This is a genomic window from Geodermatophilus sp. SYSU D00758, assembly GCF_054049955.1.
Map to the genome: position 1 here is coordinate 377,765 of NZ_JBJGYK010000001.1, position 15,363 is coordinate 393,127.

The 15,363-nt window shown below is 77.4% G+C and carries 16 protein-coding genes; 10 read left to right on the forward strand and 6 right to left on the reverse strand.

Features of this window, described 5'->3' with window-relative positions; all coding sequences use genetic code 11:
• Positions 1–53: 53 nt before the first annotated feature.
• The 4 genes from rfbA to cofD form a co-directional block, all read right to left on the reverse strand.
• Positions 54–926, reverse strand: a complete 873-nt coding sequence (gene rfbA / locus ACI8AC_RS01880) for a glucose-1-phosphate thymidylyltransferase RfbA (protein ID WP_456894633.1) — start codon at positions 924–926, stop codon at positions 54–56.
• A 118-nt stretch (positions 927–1,044) separates the two neighbouring features.
• Complete coding sequence (locus ACI8AC_RS01885; protein ID WP_456894635.1) at positions 1,045–1,650, reverse strand: dTDP-4-dehydrorhamnose 3,5-epimerase family protein; 606 nt, start codon at positions 1,648–1,650, stop codon at positions 1,045–1,047.
• A 28-nt stretch (positions 1,651–1,678) separates the two neighbouring features.
• Positions 1,679–2,776 carry a coenzyme F420-0:L-glutamate ligase gene (locus ACI8AC_RS01890; RefSeq protein WP_456894637.1) on the reverse strand — a complete coding sequence of 366 codons (1,098 nt, stop codon included), beginning with the start codon at positions 2,774–2,776 and terminating at the stop codon, positions 1,679–1,681.
• Entirely contained in the window at positions 2,769–3,719 is a 951-nt protein-coding gene (gene cofD / locus ACI8AC_RS01895) for a 2-phospho-L-lactate transferase (protein WP_456894638.1), read from the reverse strand. Before cofD ends, ACI8AC_RS01890 begins: the two co-directional genes overlap by 8 nt.
• A 241-nt stretch (positions 3,720–3,960) precedes the next feature.
• Between cofD and ACI8AC_RS01900 the strand changes: the two genes are divergently transcribed.
• Positions 3,961–4,299: a WhiB family transcriptional regulator gene (locus tag ACI8AC_RS01900; RefSeq protein ID WP_456894640.1), complete on the forward strand. Its 339-nt coding sequence runs from the start codon at positions 3,961–3,963 to the stop codon at positions 4,297–4,299.
• 194 nt (positions 4,300–4,493) lie between these two features.
• Here ACI8AC_RS01900 and ACI8AC_RS01905 read toward each other — a convergent pair whose 3' ends face one another.
• On the reverse strand, positions 4,494–5,519 hold the full coding sequence (locus ACI8AC_RS01905) for a hypothetical protein (protein ID WP_456894641.1): 1,026 nt from the start codon (positions 5,517–5,519) through the stop codon (positions 4,494–4,496).
• A 102-nt stretch (positions 5,520–5,621) separates the two neighbouring features.
• On the opposite strand from ACI8AC_RS01905, the gene ACI8AC_RS01910 reads away from it, so the two are divergent.
• Positions 5,622–6,503: a phosphotransferase gene (locus tag ACI8AC_RS01910; RefSeq protein ID WP_456894643.1), complete on the forward strand. Its 882-nt coding sequence runs from the start codon at positions 5,622–5,624 to the stop codon at positions 6,501–6,503.
• A gap of 51 nt (positions 6,504–6,554) precedes the next feature.
• Here ACI8AC_RS01910 and ACI8AC_RS01915 read toward each other — a convergent pair whose 3' ends face one another.
• Positions 6,555–7,010, reverse strand: coding sequence for a metallopeptidase family protein (locus ACI8AC_RS01915; RefSeq protein ID WP_117377043.1), 456 nt, complete (start codon positions 7,008–7,010; stop codon positions 6,555–6,557).
• Between the two features lie 194 nt (positions 7,011–7,204).
• Between ACI8AC_RS01915 and ACI8AC_RS01920 the strand changes: the two genes are divergently transcribed.
• From ACI8AC_RS01920 to ACI8AC_RS01955, 8 genes are all read left to right on the forward strand, one after another.
• Positions 7,205–7,555, forward strand: coding sequence for a DUF3499 domain-containing protein (locus ACI8AC_RS01920; RefSeq protein ID WP_117377044.1), 351 nt, complete (start codon positions 7,205–7,207; stop codon positions 7,553–7,555).
• Between the two features lie 224 nt (positions 7,556–7,779).
• On the forward strand, positions 7,780–9,144 hold the full coding sequence (locus ACI8AC_RS01925; protein WP_456894646.1) for a phosphomannomutase/phosphoglucomutase: 1,365 nt from the start codon (positions 7,780–7,782) through the stop codon (positions 9,142–9,144).
• Positions 9,141–9,344, forward strand: a complete 204-nt coding sequence (locus ACI8AC_RS01930; RefSeq protein ID WP_456894648.1) for a Trm112 family protein — start codon at positions 9,141–9,143, stop codon at positions 9,342–9,344. Before ACI8AC_RS01925 ends, ACI8AC_RS01930 begins: the two co-directional genes overlap by 4 nt.
• The gene (locus tag ACI8AC_RS01935; RefSeq protein WP_456894650.1) at positions 9,341–10,486 is read left to right on the forward strand and encodes an SIS domain-containing protein; all 1,146 of its coding nucleotides are present in this window, start codon (positions 9,341–9,343) and stop codon (positions 10,484–10,486) included. Before ACI8AC_RS01930 ends, ACI8AC_RS01935 begins: the two co-directional genes overlap by 4 nt.
• A gap of 238 nt (positions 10,487–10,724) precedes the next feature.
• Complete coding sequence (locus ACI8AC_RS01940) at positions 10,725–11,684, forward strand: DUF808 domain-containing protein (protein WP_456894651.1); 960 nt, start codon at positions 10,725–10,727, stop codon at positions 11,682–11,684.
• Between the two features lie 65 nt (positions 11,685–11,749).
• Positions 11,750–13,102 carry an FAD-dependent oxidoreductase gene (locus tag ACI8AC_RS01945; protein WP_456894653.1) on the forward strand — a complete coding sequence of 451 codons (1,353 nt, stop codon included), beginning with the start codon at positions 11,750–11,752 and terminating at the stop codon, positions 13,100–13,102.
• A gap of 103 nt (positions 13,103–13,205) precedes the next feature.
• Positions 13,206–14,381 carry a mannose-6-phosphate isomerase, class I gene (gene manA / locus ACI8AC_RS01950; protein WP_456894655.1) on the forward strand — a complete coding sequence of 392 codons (1,176 nt, stop codon included), beginning with the start codon at positions 13,206–13,208 and terminating at the stop codon, positions 14,379–14,381.
• A gap of 20 nt (positions 14,382–14,401) precedes the next feature.
• On the forward strand, positions 14,402–15,301 hold the full coding sequence (locus tag ACI8AC_RS01955; RefSeq protein ID WP_456894657.1) for a GmrSD restriction endonuclease domain-containing protein: 900 nt from the start codon (positions 14,402–14,404) through the stop codon (positions 15,299–15,301).
• The last annotated feature ends 62 nt before the right edge of the window (positions 15,302–15,363 follow it).

Below are 15,363 nucleotides of genomic sequence, written 5' to 3' on the forward strand. Positions count from 1 at the left end.
CCCCGTCCTCCCCACCCCTCGCAGGCTCGGGGCGGGACCCGGGCCGGGGCCGGTCAGACCAGAGGGTCGTCGAGCAGGCCGAGCAGGTAGTCGCCGTACCCGCTCTTGCCCAGCGGCACGGCGGCCCGTCGCAGGCCGTCGTCGTCGAGCCAGCCCTGGCGCCAGGCGACCTCCTCGATGCAGCCGATCTTGAGCCCCTGCCGCTCCTCGACCACCGAGACGAACTCGGTGGCCTGCCGGAGCGAGGCGAAGGTCCCGGTGTCCAGCCACGCGGTGCCCCGGTCGAGGACCGTGACGGTCAGCCGCCCCTCGCGCAGGTAGTGCTCGTTGACCGCGGTGATCTCCAGCTCCCCCCGGGCGCTGGGCCGGATGCCGCGGGCCACCTCGACGACCGAGCCGTCGTAGAAGTACAACCCGGGCACCGCGTAGGAGCTGCGCGGCCGGGCCGGCTTCTCCTCGATCGACAGCACGCGCCGGTGGTCGTCGAACTCCACCACGCCGTAGTCCTGCGGGTTGGCGACGTGGTAGGCGAAGACGTGCCCCCCGTCGGGTTCGGGCAGCCGGCCGAGGGCGGTCCCGAGCCCGGCGCCGTAGAAGATGTTGTCGCCCAGCACCAGGGCCGCCGAGGAGCCGTCGAGGAAGTCCGCGCCGATGAGGAACGCCTGGGCCAGGCCCTCGGGGCGCGGCTGGACGGCGTACTCGATGCGCATCCCCAGGCGCGACCCGTCGCCGAGCAGCGCGCGGAAGGCGTCGCGGTCCCCCGGGGTGGTGATGACCAGGACCTCGCGGACGCCGGCCATCATCAGCGTGGACAGCGGGTAGTACACCATCGGCTTGTCGTAGACCGGCATGAGCTGCTTGCTGACCGCCTGGGTGATCGGGAAGAGGCGGCTGCCGGTGCCCCCGGCCAGGATGATCCCCCGCATGGTGGGGGACCGTACCGAGCGCGCGCTGCCGCGGCCGGTCCCCGCGGGCAGGCCCACCCCGGAGGGGGGAGCCTCCCGGCCGCCGGGCGGCGCGGTGCTCGGCCGCCGGGCGGTGTGCTCAGCCGGCCGCGCGGAGCTCGGCGTAGCGGGCCAGGCACTGCTCCATCGTCGGCAGCAGCCCCTGCTCCCGGGCCTCCTCCAGCGTCGGGGCGGCCCGGTCCTTGGCGGAGAGCTCGAACTCCACGTCGGCCGGCCACGGCAGGTCCAGCGCCGGGTCGAGCGGGTGGACGCCGAACTCCCGGCCCGGGGAGTAGCCGGTGGACACCAGGTACGTGACGGAACTGCCCTCGGCCAGGGAGACGAAGGCGTGCCCGAGGCCCTCGGCCAGGTACAGCGCCCGCGGCTGCTCGCTGTCGAGCAGCACGCTGTCGTGGACCCCGAACGTCGGGCTCCCGACCCGCACGTCGACGACCACGTCGAGGACCCGCCCGGCCGGGCAGTACACGTACTTGGCCTGCCCGGGGGGCACCAGCGCGAAGTGCACGCCGCGCAGGACGCCGCGGGCCGAGACGCTGTGGTTGGCCTGGGCCAGCGGGAGCGGGTGGCCGGTCGCCGCGGCGAGCACGTCGGCCCGGTACCACTCGGTGAACCGGCCGCGGGGGTCGCCGTGGGGGACCAGGTCGAGGACGTAGCTGTCGGGCACGGCGAGCTCACGGACGTCCACGGACCCGACGGTAGCGAGCCGGCCGCCCTCAGGTCGGCGGCGAGCCGAGCCACAACCTCCCGACGAGTGAGCTGCCGCCCGGCGTGCCCACGGGCTCCCAGCGCGTCGTCCAGCCCTCGGCGTGCAGCTGGACGACGACCGCGCCGAGCAGCGCCCCGAGGTTGAGCGCCGTGGTGGTCGTGGCCCGCTCCTGCAGGTGGACGTCGACCACCCCGTCACCCTCCCCGCCGTAGCGGACCACCACGGGGAACTCCGGCAGCGCGGCGACCGCCACCCGGAAGGCCTCGGCGACCGCGTCGAGCTCGCCCGGTCGCGGCACCAGGTCCGCGCCGGGCGCCCGGGAGCCGACGAGGTCGCGGCTGCCGTAGGGGAACAGGTCGCCGGGCCCCAGGCGGACCAGCGGCCGCGTACCGGCGTCCTCGGCGGGCGGGTCGAACGCCAGCCCGCGGACGACGGCCACCGGGACCCCGGCGAGCTTGCCCTTGACCAGGTCGGCCGCGGCGGCCAGCTCGTCGACCACGGCCACCTGCGTGGTCTCCAGCCGGTTGCCGTGGGCGTCGACGTCCCCCCGGTGGTCGGTGAGCGCGGCGATGCCGGCCGAGCCGACGGCGACGTCGGTGAGCCCCTCCCGCCAGGTGCGGCCGAAGGTGTCGCTGACGACCACGGCGACCTGCACGCCCAGCAGCGCTCGCAGCCGCTCCCGCAGCGCCCGGGCCGAGGCGTCGGCGTCCTCGGGCAGCAGGACCAGGGCATCACCGGCCACGTTGGAGGCGTCGATGCCGGCCGCGGCCACCACCCAGCCGTGCCGGGTCTCCACGATGCGCAGCGGCCCGCGGCGGGCGACGACCCGCACGGTCTCCGCCTCGACCGCCCGCTGCCGCGCCACCTCGCGGTCGGTGCCGGGCTCGACGCGCACCAGGCGGCCCTCGACCTTCGACACCACCTTGGAGGTCACGACGACGACGTCACCGTCGGCCAGCCACGGCGCGGCGCCGGCGACCGCGGCCGCGAGGTCGTCACCCGGGGCGAACTCGGGCAGTCCGCGCACCGGAAGGAGAAGGACCCCCTCCTCCTCAGCCCTCGCAGGCTCGGGCCGGGCCTCTGGAGGGGGCCGGTCTTCAGACATCGGCGGCGTCCAGCGCGGCCCGGGCCAGCGCCGCCGTCGCGTCGGGGTCGCTCATGAGCAGCGGTACCTGCCGGACGTCGACCCCCGGCACGTCGGCGGTGTCGTCGGGGGCCACGAGCCAGGCGTCGAGCAGCCCGCCGCCGGAGCGGGCCCCGTAGTGCCGCCCGACGCCCTCGGCGCTCACCTCGACGCCGATCGCCGGCAGGCAGCGGTCGGCCATGCCCCGCACGACGGCGCCCCCGATGACGGGGGAGACCCCGACGACCTTCCCCGGCGCCGCGCGGACGGCGTCCCGGACGCCCGGCACGCCGAGCACCGTGCCGATCGACACCACCGGGTTGGAGGGGGCGAGCAGCACGGCGTCGGCGGTGGCCAGCGCCTCCACCACCCCGGGGGCCGGCCGGGCCGCCTCGACGCCGACCTGCACGAAGGCGGCCGGTTCCGGGGCCGCGCGGTGCCGCACCCACCACTCCTGGAAGTGCAGGGCCCGCCGGCGGCCGTCCTCCGGGTCGGTGACCACCACGTGGGTCTCGACCCGCTGGTCGCTCATCGGCAGCAGCTCCACGCCCGGCTGCCAGCGGTCGGCCAGCGCCGCGGTCACCTGGGAGAGCGGGTACCCCGCGTCGAGCATGCGGGTGCGCACCAGGTGCGTGGCGATGTCCCGGTCGCCCAGCCCGAACCAGGTCGGCTCGGCGCCGTAGGCGGCCAGCTCCTCCTTCACCGTCCAGGTCTCACCCGTGCGGCCCCACCCGCGTTCGGGGTCGATGCCCCCGCCGAGGGTGTACATGACGCTGTCCAGGTCGGGGCAGATCCGCAGCCCGTGCATCGTCACGTCGTCGCCGGTGTTGACCACCGCGGTGATCGACGACGGAGGCGTGACGGCCCGGAGCCCGGCCAGGAAGCGGGCTCCGCCGATGCCTCCGGCGAGGACGACGATCTGCACGAAAGTCATCGTGCCCGATGGGCAGTTGTCGACTGTTCGCCGGGCGTGTCGAGGGTCCCCACGAGATGTGACGAACGCCCTGTGACGCGTGGGGCGCGTGTGGCCGGCCGCTTACACCGGGCGAAGTTGACGGCCACGGAGCGACACGCGTGTAATTCCGGCGGTGTCATCGAGCGGTCAGCGGCCCGGGAGCGTCCCGAGGAGCGCGCTCCCGGACGAGAGCGAGAGGGGACGCGTCGTCATGGCAGAGGTCTCGTGGCTGAGCGACTACGTCAGTGCTTCCGAGCGGTCGGTGGACCCGGCCCCGGCCGGGCCGGGTCAGGTCTTCACCGGGCTGTGGAGCATCGGCCTGGAGGCCGACGCCCAGTCCTGGCAGGAGCGCGCCCTGTGCGCCGAGACCGACCCCGAGGCGTTCTTCCCGGAGAAGGGCGGCTCGACCCGCGAGGCCAAGCGGATCTGCACCGGCTGCGAGGTCAAGGCCGAGTGCCTGGAGTACGCGCTGGCCAACGACGAGCGCTTCGGGATCTGGGGCGGGCTCTCCGAGCGGGAGCGCCGCCGCCTCCGCCGCCGCGCCGTCTGAGGAAGGACCCCGTCCCCCTCGCCGCTCGCAGGCTCGCGGCGAGCCTCCGGACGGGGCCACCGCCCCCACCACTCGCAGGCTCCCGGCGGGACCCTGCAGCAGGGCCGGCACACAGCGCCGTGTGACACCACCGGACGACCACCCGCAGCCGCCGACGCACCCGCGTCGGCGGCTGCGGTGCTGTCCGGCCCTGGTCAGCCGACGACCCGCAGCACATCGACCCCCGGGCCGCCGCGGGAGCCGGCCCGGTCGGTGCCGAGGAAGAACGTGCCGGTGGCCGGCGCGGTACCCGCCCGCAGCGGGCCGTCCGCGGCCACGGCCACCGTCACGTCGTAGACCCGGCCGGTGTAGGTCGCCGGCCCGCCCAGCGGACGGGTGTAGGTGGGGAACCGGCCGGTCAGCCGCAGGGCCGCCCCGTCGCGCTCGACGCCCAGGGCCGGGGTCGGCAGCTCCGCGTACGCCGTGCGCGTGCGCACGCAGCCGGCCTCCTCCGGGTCGTCGGGGGCCTCGCCCGCCAGGCAGTTCCAGGTGTCCAGCCGGAGGTGGGCCAGGGCCGCGGTCACCGGGTCGCCGGTCGCGGTCACGCTGACCGACGGGTAGGCCACCGTCACGCCGACCGCGTGGCGCTCCAGCACGACGCCCCCGAAGGTCAGCCGGGCGGCCACGCCGTCGGTGCCCAGCGGGACCGACCGGGCGGCCAGCGCGCCGGCGCCGCCCTCCCCGGGCAGCGGCTCGGCCGGGACGCCGGGCAGCTCCGGGGCCGGGGCCGGCGGGGCCGGCGGCCCCGGCGGCGCTCCCGTGCCGGGGGCCGGCCCGGCGACCGGGGGCGGGTCCCCGGCCGGGTCCGCACCCCCGGTGGTGCCGGCGACGACGGCGAGCGCCGCGACGAGGACGAGCGCCGCCCCGGCCATCGCGGCGACCGGGCGGGCGGCGTCCGGGGCGCGCCCTCCGGGCTCCGGGGGGAGGGCCGGGGCGGGCGGGGACGGCGGCTCCGCCGCGGCCGTCCCGGGCGGCGCGGCCAGGAACCCGGGCAGGTCGTCGTGCGCCCAGCGCGGGCCCGCAGCGGCGGACGGTGTCCCGCCCCTCTCCGGCTGCGGCCCTGGCCCCGGCGGCGGGCGGCGGTGGGCGGCCCGGACCGCGGCCACCCCCAGGACGGCGAGGGCCGTCAGCGCGACCGCCAGCACCACCCAGGGCACGGTGGCCGGTGCGGAGGACTCCATCGCCGCCCAGCATCGCAGCCGCCCGCGGCCGCGCCGGGGAGGTCCGCGGGGCCGGTCGGTGCCGCGCTGCGGCGCGCCGGGCGGGCTGGGAGCATCCCTGCGGTGACCGGCAGCAGCGCACGCGACGGCGCCGTCCGTGACCGGGTGGCCGCGCTGCTCGCCGAGCTGGGCGTGGACCAGCCGCTCACCGGGGTCACCGACCACTCGGCGTCCCTCGGCGTCGTCCAGGGCGTGCTCGCCGACCGGGTGGTCGACCTCGCGGTCACCGAGAGCGGCCGGCGGCGGCTGCGGGCCGAGCTGCGCGGGCGCCGCTGGGCGGAGGAGCGGCGGGTGGGGGTGCCCGAGGTGCTCGCGGCCGCCGAGGACGGCCGCTGGTTGCTGTCCCGCCGCATCCACGTGGTCCCGCCCGGAGGACCCGAGTGGGCCGAGCGCGCGGTCGAGGCCGCGATCCGCATCGCCCCGCTGCCCGCCCCGCCCGAGGACCCCTGGACGCCGCCGGCCGGCCCCGTCCTGCGCCGCGCGCGGGCGTCGGTGGCCGACGCCGGGCGCCTCGCGCGCGCCGGGGTCCGGCGCGGTGAGCTGCGCGCGGTCCGTGCCGCCGCCGCGCAGCTGCCGCTGTCGGAGGTGACCCACGGCGACCTCCGCGCGGCCAACGCCGTCCTCGGCCCCGACGGCGGCCTCGTCGTCCTCGAGTGGACCGGCGTCCGCCCCGGCCCCCGGCACCGGGACCTGCTGACCCTCTGGTCCTCGACGCCGGGCGAGGAGGACCGCGCCGCGATCGCCCGCGTGGTCCTCGACCGGACCGCGGGCTGGGAGGAGCCGGACGTCGGGCTGCTGTGGCACGCCGTGGCGCTCGAGCAGCTCGCCGCCCGCGTCGCCCGGCCCGACCGCGGCGACGGCCTCGACCTCGCCTTCTGCCGGGCCCGGCTGGCCGATGCGCGGGGCATCGCCGCGGAGCTCGGCAGCCCGGTCGGCACCCGCTGAGGAAGGATCCCTGCCCCACCGGTGGAGGACCCTGCAGGGGGCCGGGGGCGCTCAGCCCGTGGGGTCGATCTCCTCCGGGTCGCGGCCCAGGAGCACCGCGACCTGGTCGACGACGACGTCGCGGACCAGGTCGGCGAGGTCGTCCCGGTCGTGCGCGCGCAGCTCCAGCGGCCGGCGGTAGACGACGATCCGCGGCGGGACCTCGCGGCCGTTCTCCCGGTGCGCCGGCAGCACGCGGGCCAGCGGGACGCTGCCGTCGTCCAGGACGTCGGAGTCGAGCACCACCTCGTCGGGGCTGGTGTGCTCCACCCAGGGCACGTCCTCCACCGCGAACTCGACCCCGGCCAGCTCCTGCTCCCACCGGCGCTCGAGGTCCTCGACCGCGTCGAGCACCAGGTCGTCGAACTGCTCCCCGCGGCTGCGCGCCAGCGGCACGCCGTCGGGCACGAGACGTCCGCGCAGGCCGCGGCCGTGCCGGTCGCGACGGGATCGGGTGGGTCGGCTCATGGCGGGGGAGAGCCTACGGCCCCCGGCCGCCGGCCACCGCGCCGCGCGGCCGGCCGCGGAGCCCCCACGGGGCCGTGGTGCACGGGGCCGTGGTGCAGGGTGGGGCTGCTGCTCCGGGGTGGGCCGGAAACCCGGTGTGCCTCCTGTCGCCCGGGAGGCGACGCGTCTACTGTGCCGTTCGTGAGGAACCGGTGGTGAGGCAGTCACGTCGCTGCTCGCGCAGCGGCTGCGCGCAACCGGCGGCAGCGACCCTGACCTACGTGTACGCGGAGTCGACCGCCGTCGTCGGCCCGTTGGCGACCTTCTCGGAGCCGCACAGCTACGACCTCTGCGAGTTCCACGCCGAGCGGCTGACCGTGCCCCGCGGGTGGGAGGTCGTCCGGCACGAGATCGACGTGGAGGACACCGGCCCGACCGGGGACGACCTGCTCGCCCTGGCCGACGCGGTCCGCGAGGCCGCCCGTCCCGAGCCCCCGCGCAACCCGGCCGACGACGGCTCCGGTACCCGCCGCGGCCACCTCCGGGTCCTGCCCGACCTGACCTGACCCGCGCGGCCGCGACCCCGGCGCCCGGCCGGGCCGACGTCCCGGCCGCGGGCCCCCCGGCGTCCGGCCGACGGGTGCCCGCACCGCACGTGGCGGCGCCCGTGCACCCCCCGGCGCCCCGGGCCGCCACCGCCGAGGGCGCGTCCCCGCCCTCCTGGCTAGGGTCCTGCTGGCGCCGTCGGCCGACTCGGCTACCGGCACGAACCACACACGAAGGTGTCTCCATGTCTGGTCTGTCGTCCATCGTCAAGGCATACGACGTCCGCGGGGTGGTCCCCGACGAGTGGGACGAGGGCGTAGCCCGCCGGCTCGGGGCCGCCTTCGCCGAGCTGGTGGCCACCGAGGACGGCGCCACCGCGCTGGTCACCGCGCACGACATGCGCGAGTCCTCGGTCCCGCTGTCGCGGGCCTTCGCCGAGGGGGCGCTCTCCCGCGGGGTGGACGTCGTCGAGGCCGGGCTCGGGTCGACCGACCTGCTCTACTTCGCCTCCGGCTCGCTCGGCCTGCCCGGGGCGATGTTCACCGCCAGCCACAACCCCGCCCGGTACAACGGCATCAAGCTGTGCCGCGCGGGGGCGGCCCCGGTGGGGCAGGAGTCCGGCCTGGCCACCGTGCGGGACCTCGCCGAGCGCGACCGCTACGACCGAGACCCCGGCCGGGTCGGCAGCGTCGAGCAGCGGGACCTGCTCGAGGGCTACGCCGCGCACCTGCGGACGCTGGTCGACCTGTCGGCGATCCGGCCGCTGACGGTGGTCGTCGACGCGGGCAACGGCATGGGCGGGCACACCGTCCCGGTGGTGCTCGCGGACCTGCCGCTGACCGTGATCCCGATGTACTTCGAGCTCGACGGGTCCTTCCCCAACCACGAGGCCAACCCGCTGGACCCGGCCAACCTCGTCGACCTGCAGGCCGAGGTCCGGCGCGCCGGGGCCGACCTCGGGCTGGCCTTCGACGGCGACGCCGACCGGGTCTTCGTCATCGACGAGCGCGGGGAGCCGGTGAGCCCCTCGGCGATCACCGCGCTGGTCGCCACCCGGGAGCTGGCCAAGGGCCACGGGACGACGGTGATCCACAACCTGATCACCTCGCGGGCGGTGCCCGAGATCGTCCGCGAGCACGGCGGGCACCCGGTGCGCACCCGGGTCGGGCACTCGTTCATCAAGGCCGAGATGGCCCGCACCGACGCCGTCTTCGGGGGGGAGCACTCGGCGCACTACTACTTCCGCGACTTCTGGCGCGCTGACACGGGCATGCTCGCCGCCATGCACGTGCTCGCGGCGCTGGGGGAGCAGAGCCGGCCGCTCTCGCAGCTCACCGCCGCCTACAGCCGCTACGCCGCGTCGGGGGAGATCAACTCGACCGTCGCCGACGCCGCCGAGCGGACGAAGGCCGTCCGGGAGCTGTTCGAGGGCGAGGACGGCGTCACGTTCGACGAGCTCGACGGGCTGACCGTCGACCTGCCCGACGGCTCGTGGTTCAACCTCCGGGCCAGCAACACCGAGCCGCTGCTGCGGCTCAACGTCGAGGCGCCCGACGCGCAGCGCATGGCCGCGCTGCGCGATCAGCTGCTGGAGGTGGTGCGCGCATGACCGGTCCGCTGGGGCTGGACCCCGCCGTGCTGGAGATCCTCGCCTGCCCGGACACCCACCACAGCCCGCTGGAGGTGGACGAGGCCGCCGGGGAGCTGCTCTGCACGACCTGCGACCGGGCGTTCCCGGTGCGGGACGGCATCCCCGTGCTGCTGCTGGACGAGGCGCGGCACCGCAGCGAGGGCGACCCGACGTCATGACCTCGCCGGAACTGGCCGAGGAGGTCCTCGACGACCTCGACCTGCTGCGGATCCGGGACCCGCACGGGCTGCTCCCGGCCGTCGCCGGGGCCGGTGCCCAGGTGCGGGAGACCGCCCGGCTGACCGAGGAGGCGGAGCTGTCCCGGGTGACCGGGGGCGGCCGCCCGCGCGGGCTGGTCATCGTCGCCCGTCGCGAGGGCGCGGTCGCCGCCTCGGTGCTGCGCGCGCTGCTCGGGCCCTCGAGCCCGGTCACGGTGGACGTCGTCCCCGGGCCCGACCTGCCGGTGTGGACCGGACCCAGCGACATCGCCGTGGTCGCCACCCGCACCGGCGCCGGGCGCTACGCGGTCACCCCGGCCTACGAGGCGGCCCGCCGCGGCGTCTCGCTGGTCGGCATCGGCGCCGACGACGCGCCGCTGCGCGCCGCCTGCTCGACCGCCCGGGCGCCCTACGTGCCGCTCCCGCGGTCGCGGGTGCGGCACACCACGCTGTGGTCGCTGCTCACCCCGCTGCTGTCCCTGGCCGTCGAGCTGGAGCTGATCGGGCCCGCCGCCGCCGACCTCGGCGCCATCGCCGACGCCCTCGACGAGGTGGCCACCGAGTGCGGGCCCGCCCAGGAGTCGTTCGTCAACCCGGCGAAGACCCTCGCGCTGGAGCTGCTCGACGCGCTGCCGGTGATCGTCGCCGAGGGGCCCCTGGCCGGGACCGCGGCCGCGCGCATCGCCGACCAGCTGGCCACCCTCGCCGGGCTGCCGGCCACCACCTTCCGGATGCCCGACCAGCGGGTGGCCGCCTGCGCGGTCCTGCGCGGGCCGCTGGCCCCGCGGGACGGCGCCGACGACTTCTTCCGGGACCGCGCCGAGGACACCGACCGCCGGTTGCGGCTGCTCACCGTCCGCGACACCGACGGCGGCGAGCACGACGGTGCCGGGGAGCGCGAGCCGCGCTCGGCACGTGAGGCGCTGCTCGAGGCCCTGCACACGGCGCAGTCGGCCAACGTCCCGGTGAGCGGGCTGGCCGAGCACGGGGAACCGGAACGCTACGGCCGGCTGCCCCGCCTGGCCCGGCAGCTGGCGGTCGCGGACTTCACCGCGGTGTACCTGGCGCTGGCCCTGGACGCCGAGCGCGCCAACCCCCGGTGAGCGCCGCCGCCGGCGCGCGCGGTCACCCTCCCCGCGGAGCGGCGTCCCCGCGCTGACCCGCCGGCGGGCGCCGCCGTCCCGACCGCCTCGGTCGGGGCGTTCGGGACCCGCCCGGACGGGTACCACCGCCGCCGGGCACCCAGCGGGTGGCCGGGCGCGGTCCCCGCGCGCCGGGCGGCCGGGGGGACCACCATCACCGGGACAGCACACCGGTGCTGACCGAACGGAAGGACCTCTCGTGGCCGGTGGACTCGTGGCTCTGCTCGACGACGTGGCGACCCTGGCGCGGGCCGCCGCCGCCTCCGTCGACGACATCGGCGCCGCGGCCGGGCGGGCGAGCGCGAAGGCCGCCGGCGTCGTCGTCGACGACACCGCCGTCACGCCGCAGTACGTGCGCGGCCTGGCCGCCGAGCGCGAGCTCCCGATCGTCAAGCGCATCGCGGTGGGCTCGCTGCGCAACAAGCTGCTCATCCTGCTGCCCGCGGTGCTCCTGCTCAGCCAGTTCCTGCCGTGGCTGCTCACCCCGATCCTCATGATCGGCGGCGCCTACCTCTGCTACGAGGGTGCCGAGAAGGTGTGGCACAAGCTGCGGGGCGGGCACGACGACCACCCCGCCGCGGCCGAGGACACGATGCCCGACGAGGACACCGTGGTGTCCGGGGCCGTGCGCACCGACTTCATCCTGTCCGCCGAGATCATGGTCATCTCGCTGAACGAGGTGGTCGACGAGGGTTTCTGGTCCCGGGCGGTGATCCTCGCGGTGGTCGCGGTCGGCATCACCCTCCTGGTCTACGGCGTGGTCGGCCTCATCGTGAAGATGGACGACATCGGGCTGAAGCTGTCCCAGCGGCCCGGGAAGGCCGTGTCGCGGTTCGGGCACGGCCTGGTCAAGGCGATGCCCCGCGTCCTCGCCGTCATCACCGTGGTCGGGACCGCCGCGATGCTGTGGGTCGGCGGTCACATCCTGCTGGTCGGCAGCGACGAGCTGGGCCTGCACGCCGTCTACGGCGCCGTGCACCACCTGGAGGAGGTGGCGCACGACGCCGCCGGGGCCCTCGGCGGCCTCGTGGGGTGGCTGGTCAACACCCTCGCCAGTGCCCTGGTCGGACTCGTCGTCGGAGCCCTGGTCGTGCTCGTCCTGAACCTCACGATCCACCGGCGCAAGGCGCGGGCGGCCGGCGGGACCACGTCCCACTGAGCGACCGCACCCGGCTGTCCCCGGAGCGCCGCCGGGCCGACCGCGCGCGGCTGCCGGAGGAGGTCGTGGACGTCCTGGTGGCCGGCGGCGGGGTCACCGGCGCGGCCGCCGCCCTGGACGCCGCCAGCCGCGGGTTGGCGGTGGCCCTGCTGGAGGCCGCGGACTGGGCGAGCGGCGCCTCGGGCCGGCCCGTTGCGCTGGTCCCGGCCGGGTCGGCCGGGCCGCTGCGCGCGGTCGCCCCGCACCTGGCCCGGCCGGTGCCGGTCCTCCGCCCGTCCGGGCGGGCGGCGCTCGGGGCCGCCGCGGGTGCGCTGGCCGGCCTGCTCGCCGCCGGCGGGGGAGCGGCCGCACCCCGCTGGCTGCCGCCCCGGGCCGCGGCGGCGGTCCTGCCCGGCCTGCGGCCCGCGGTGCTGGCCGCAGGCGCGGTCGGCACCCGCGATGCCCGCGTCGACGAGGCCCGCCTCGTCCTGGCGCTGGTCCGGACCGCGGCCGGCTACGGCGCGCGGGCCCTCACGCGGGCCCGCGTCACCGGTCTCCTCGGCCCCGGCGGGCCGGTCCTGGGGGTGAGCGCCACCGACGGCACCGACGGGTCGGCGTTCCGGGTCCGGGCCCGGGCGGTGGTCCTCGCGCCCGGGGTGGCGGACCTGCCCGGGGTGCCCGGGGCGCGCACGACCGGCGCCACCCTGCAGGCGCTCCTGCCGCCCGACGCCGTCCCCGGGCGGTGCGGGGCCGTCGTCGGGACGCCCGGCGGGGAGCTGTCACTGGTCCCGGCCGACGGCTGCTGGGCGCTGGCGACCACCGGGCCCGGCGCCGGCCTCGCCGGGCTGCTGGACCTCGCCGGCCGGGTGCTGCGCCGGCCCCCCGCCCCGGGGGCGGTCCTGGGCCTGCACGCCGCGACCGTCGCGGCCCGGGAGCGCCGGACGCCCGCGCCCGGGCTGGTGCTGCTGCGCGGGGTCCCGCTCGCAGAGGTCCGGCGCGCGGCCGCGGAGGCCGTCGACGCGGCCACGGCCGGCTTTCCGGGGGTCGCGCCGTCCCGGACGGTGCACCTGCCGCTGGTGGGCGCCCGGGCCGCGGACGCCGTCCCCCCGCTCCCGCCCGGCCTGCCCGCCGGGACGACCGAGCGGCTCCGGACCCGCCACGGGGACCGCGCGGCCGAGGTGCTCGACCTCGTGCGGGACGACCCGGCGCTCGGCCGCCCGCTGCCCGGCGCGCCGGGGGTGCTGGCGGCCGAGGTCGTCCACGCGGTGACCGCCGAGGGTGCGCTCGACCTCCGCGACGTGCTGGTCCGGCGGGCCCGCGTGCTGCGGCCCACGGAGGCCGCCGCCCGCGCCGCGGCGGCGCTGGTCGCCGGCCCCCTGGGGTGGGACGACGGGCGGCTGGCCCGGGAGGTCGCCGCCGCGGCGCTCCCCACTCCGTGACCGGGCGTCACTGTGACGTAGCTCCCCGACACCCGCGTACCACCACCCGCTCGCGTCACCGGGACACCCCCGGGCGCCGCGTGCGTGAGTAGCCTGCTCCTCGATGTGGCAGATGACGAACGCCGTGCGGCACTACCCGTGGGGGTCGCGCACGGTCATCCCCGAGCTGCTGGGGCAGCCGAGCCCGGCCGAGCAGCCCTGCGCGGAGCTGTGGCTGGGCGGGCACCCCGACGACCCGAGCGTGCTCTCGGACGGGACGCCGCTCGACAAGGCCATCGCCGCCGACCCGGAGAAGCTGCTCAGCCCGCGGGTGCGCGAGCGGTTCGGGGACCGCCTGCCCTTCCTCATGAAGGTGCTCGCCGCCGAGTCGCCGCTGTCCCTGCAGGCGCACCCGACGATCGAGCAGGCCCGGGCGGGCTACGCCGCCGAGGAGGCGGCCGGTGTCCCCGCGAACGACCCCACCCGGACCTTCAAGGACCCCTGGCACAAGCCGGAGCTGATCCTCGCGCTGACGCCGTTCGAGGCGCTGTGCGGGTTCCGGCCGGTGGAGGAGTCGCTGCACTGCCTGGCCAAGCTCCAGGTGCCCGAGCTCAAGCCGACGATCGCCGCGCTCGCCCGGGGCGGGCTGCGCGCCGCCGTCCCGCAGCTGCTGGCGCTGGACCGGCAGCACCGGTCCTCGCTGGTCGGTGCCGTGGCCGCGGCGGCGGGCCGGTTCGTGGCCGCGGCCGACCCGGAGTTCATCAACACCTACCGCTGGGCCGCCCGGCTGGCCGACACCTACCCGGGTGACCCCGGCGTGGTCATCTCGCTCATGTGCAACCACCTCAAGCTCGCCCCCGGTGAGGCGGTCTTCCTGCCCGCGGGGAACCTGCACGCCTACCTGTCCGGCGCCGGCGTCGAGGTGATGGCCAGCTCGGACAACGTCCTGCGCGGGGGGCTGACCAGCAAGTACGTCGACCTCGCTGCGCTGATCGAGGTGCTGGACTTCTCGGACGGCCGCATCCCGGTGACCCACCCGGTGCTCGGGCCCGGCGGTCTGCGCTACCCCGTGCCGGTCGAGGACTTCGACCTCACCCGCGTCTCCCTGGACGAGGGCTCCGGCGTGCTCACCACCCGCGGGCCGCAGGTGCTGCTGTGCACCGAGGGCCGCGCCGTCCTGGCCTCGGCGCACGACGAGCTGGTGCTCGAGCGCGGCGACTCCGCCTTCGTGCCCGCGGGGACGCCGGTCAGCGCCCGCGGCCCCGCGCTGCTCTACCGCACGACCACCAACCTCCGCTGAACCGGAGGGGGCGCGGTGGTGTGACCTCGCCGGACCGGGCGCCCACCGGGTGCCGTCCCCTGCTCCGCCGGGCCGTGGCGGCGCTGGTGGCCGGGACCGCCCTCACCGCCTGCGGGCCGCTGCCCGGCGGGGACCCCGACGCCGGCAGCCCCGTCCCGGCGGGCGGCGGCGCCGCGGTCGCCGGGGAGGCCCGCTCGGCGCTGGCGGAGGTCCCGGTGCGCGGCCGGGCCCCGCGCACCGGCTACGACCGCGACCTGTTCGGTCCTGCCTGGGCCGACGTCGACCGCAACGGCTGCGACACCCGCAACGACGTGCTCGCCCGGGACCTCGCCGACGTGTCGTTCCGATCGGGCACCCGCGGCTGCGTCGTGGCGGCCGGGACGCTCGCCGACCCCTACTCCGGGGCGACCGTCGAGTTCCGCCGCGGCCAGGACACCAGCGACGACGTGCAGGTCGACCACGTGGTCGCGCTGTCGGACGCCTGGCAGAAGGGCGCGCAGCAGTGGGACGACGGCACCCGGCTGGCCTTCGCCAACGACCCGCTCAACCTGCTCGCCGTCGACGGCGCGCTCAACCAGCAGAAGGGGGACGGCGACGCGGCCACCTGGCTGCCGCCGGCCCGGGGGTACCGCTGCGCGTACGTGGCCCGGCAGGTCGCCGTCAAGCTGGCGTACGGGCTGTGGATGACGCAGGCCGAGCACGACGCCGCCGCGGGCGTCCTCGACGGCTGCCCCGACGAGCCCCTGCCGCAGCCCTCGCCGGTCACCCCCACCGGGGCGGCGCCCCCCGGCACACCGCGGGAGACCGCCTACGCCGACTGCACCGAGGTCCGGGCGGCCGGGGCGGCACCGCTCCGCCGCGGCGACCCCGGGTGGCGGGACGTCTTCGACGGGGACGGCGACGGCGTCGGCTGCGAGTGACCCCCGGTGATCAGCTGACCTGGTCGTCGCGGGTCCTGGCTCACCGCCGGTGGTGAGCCAGG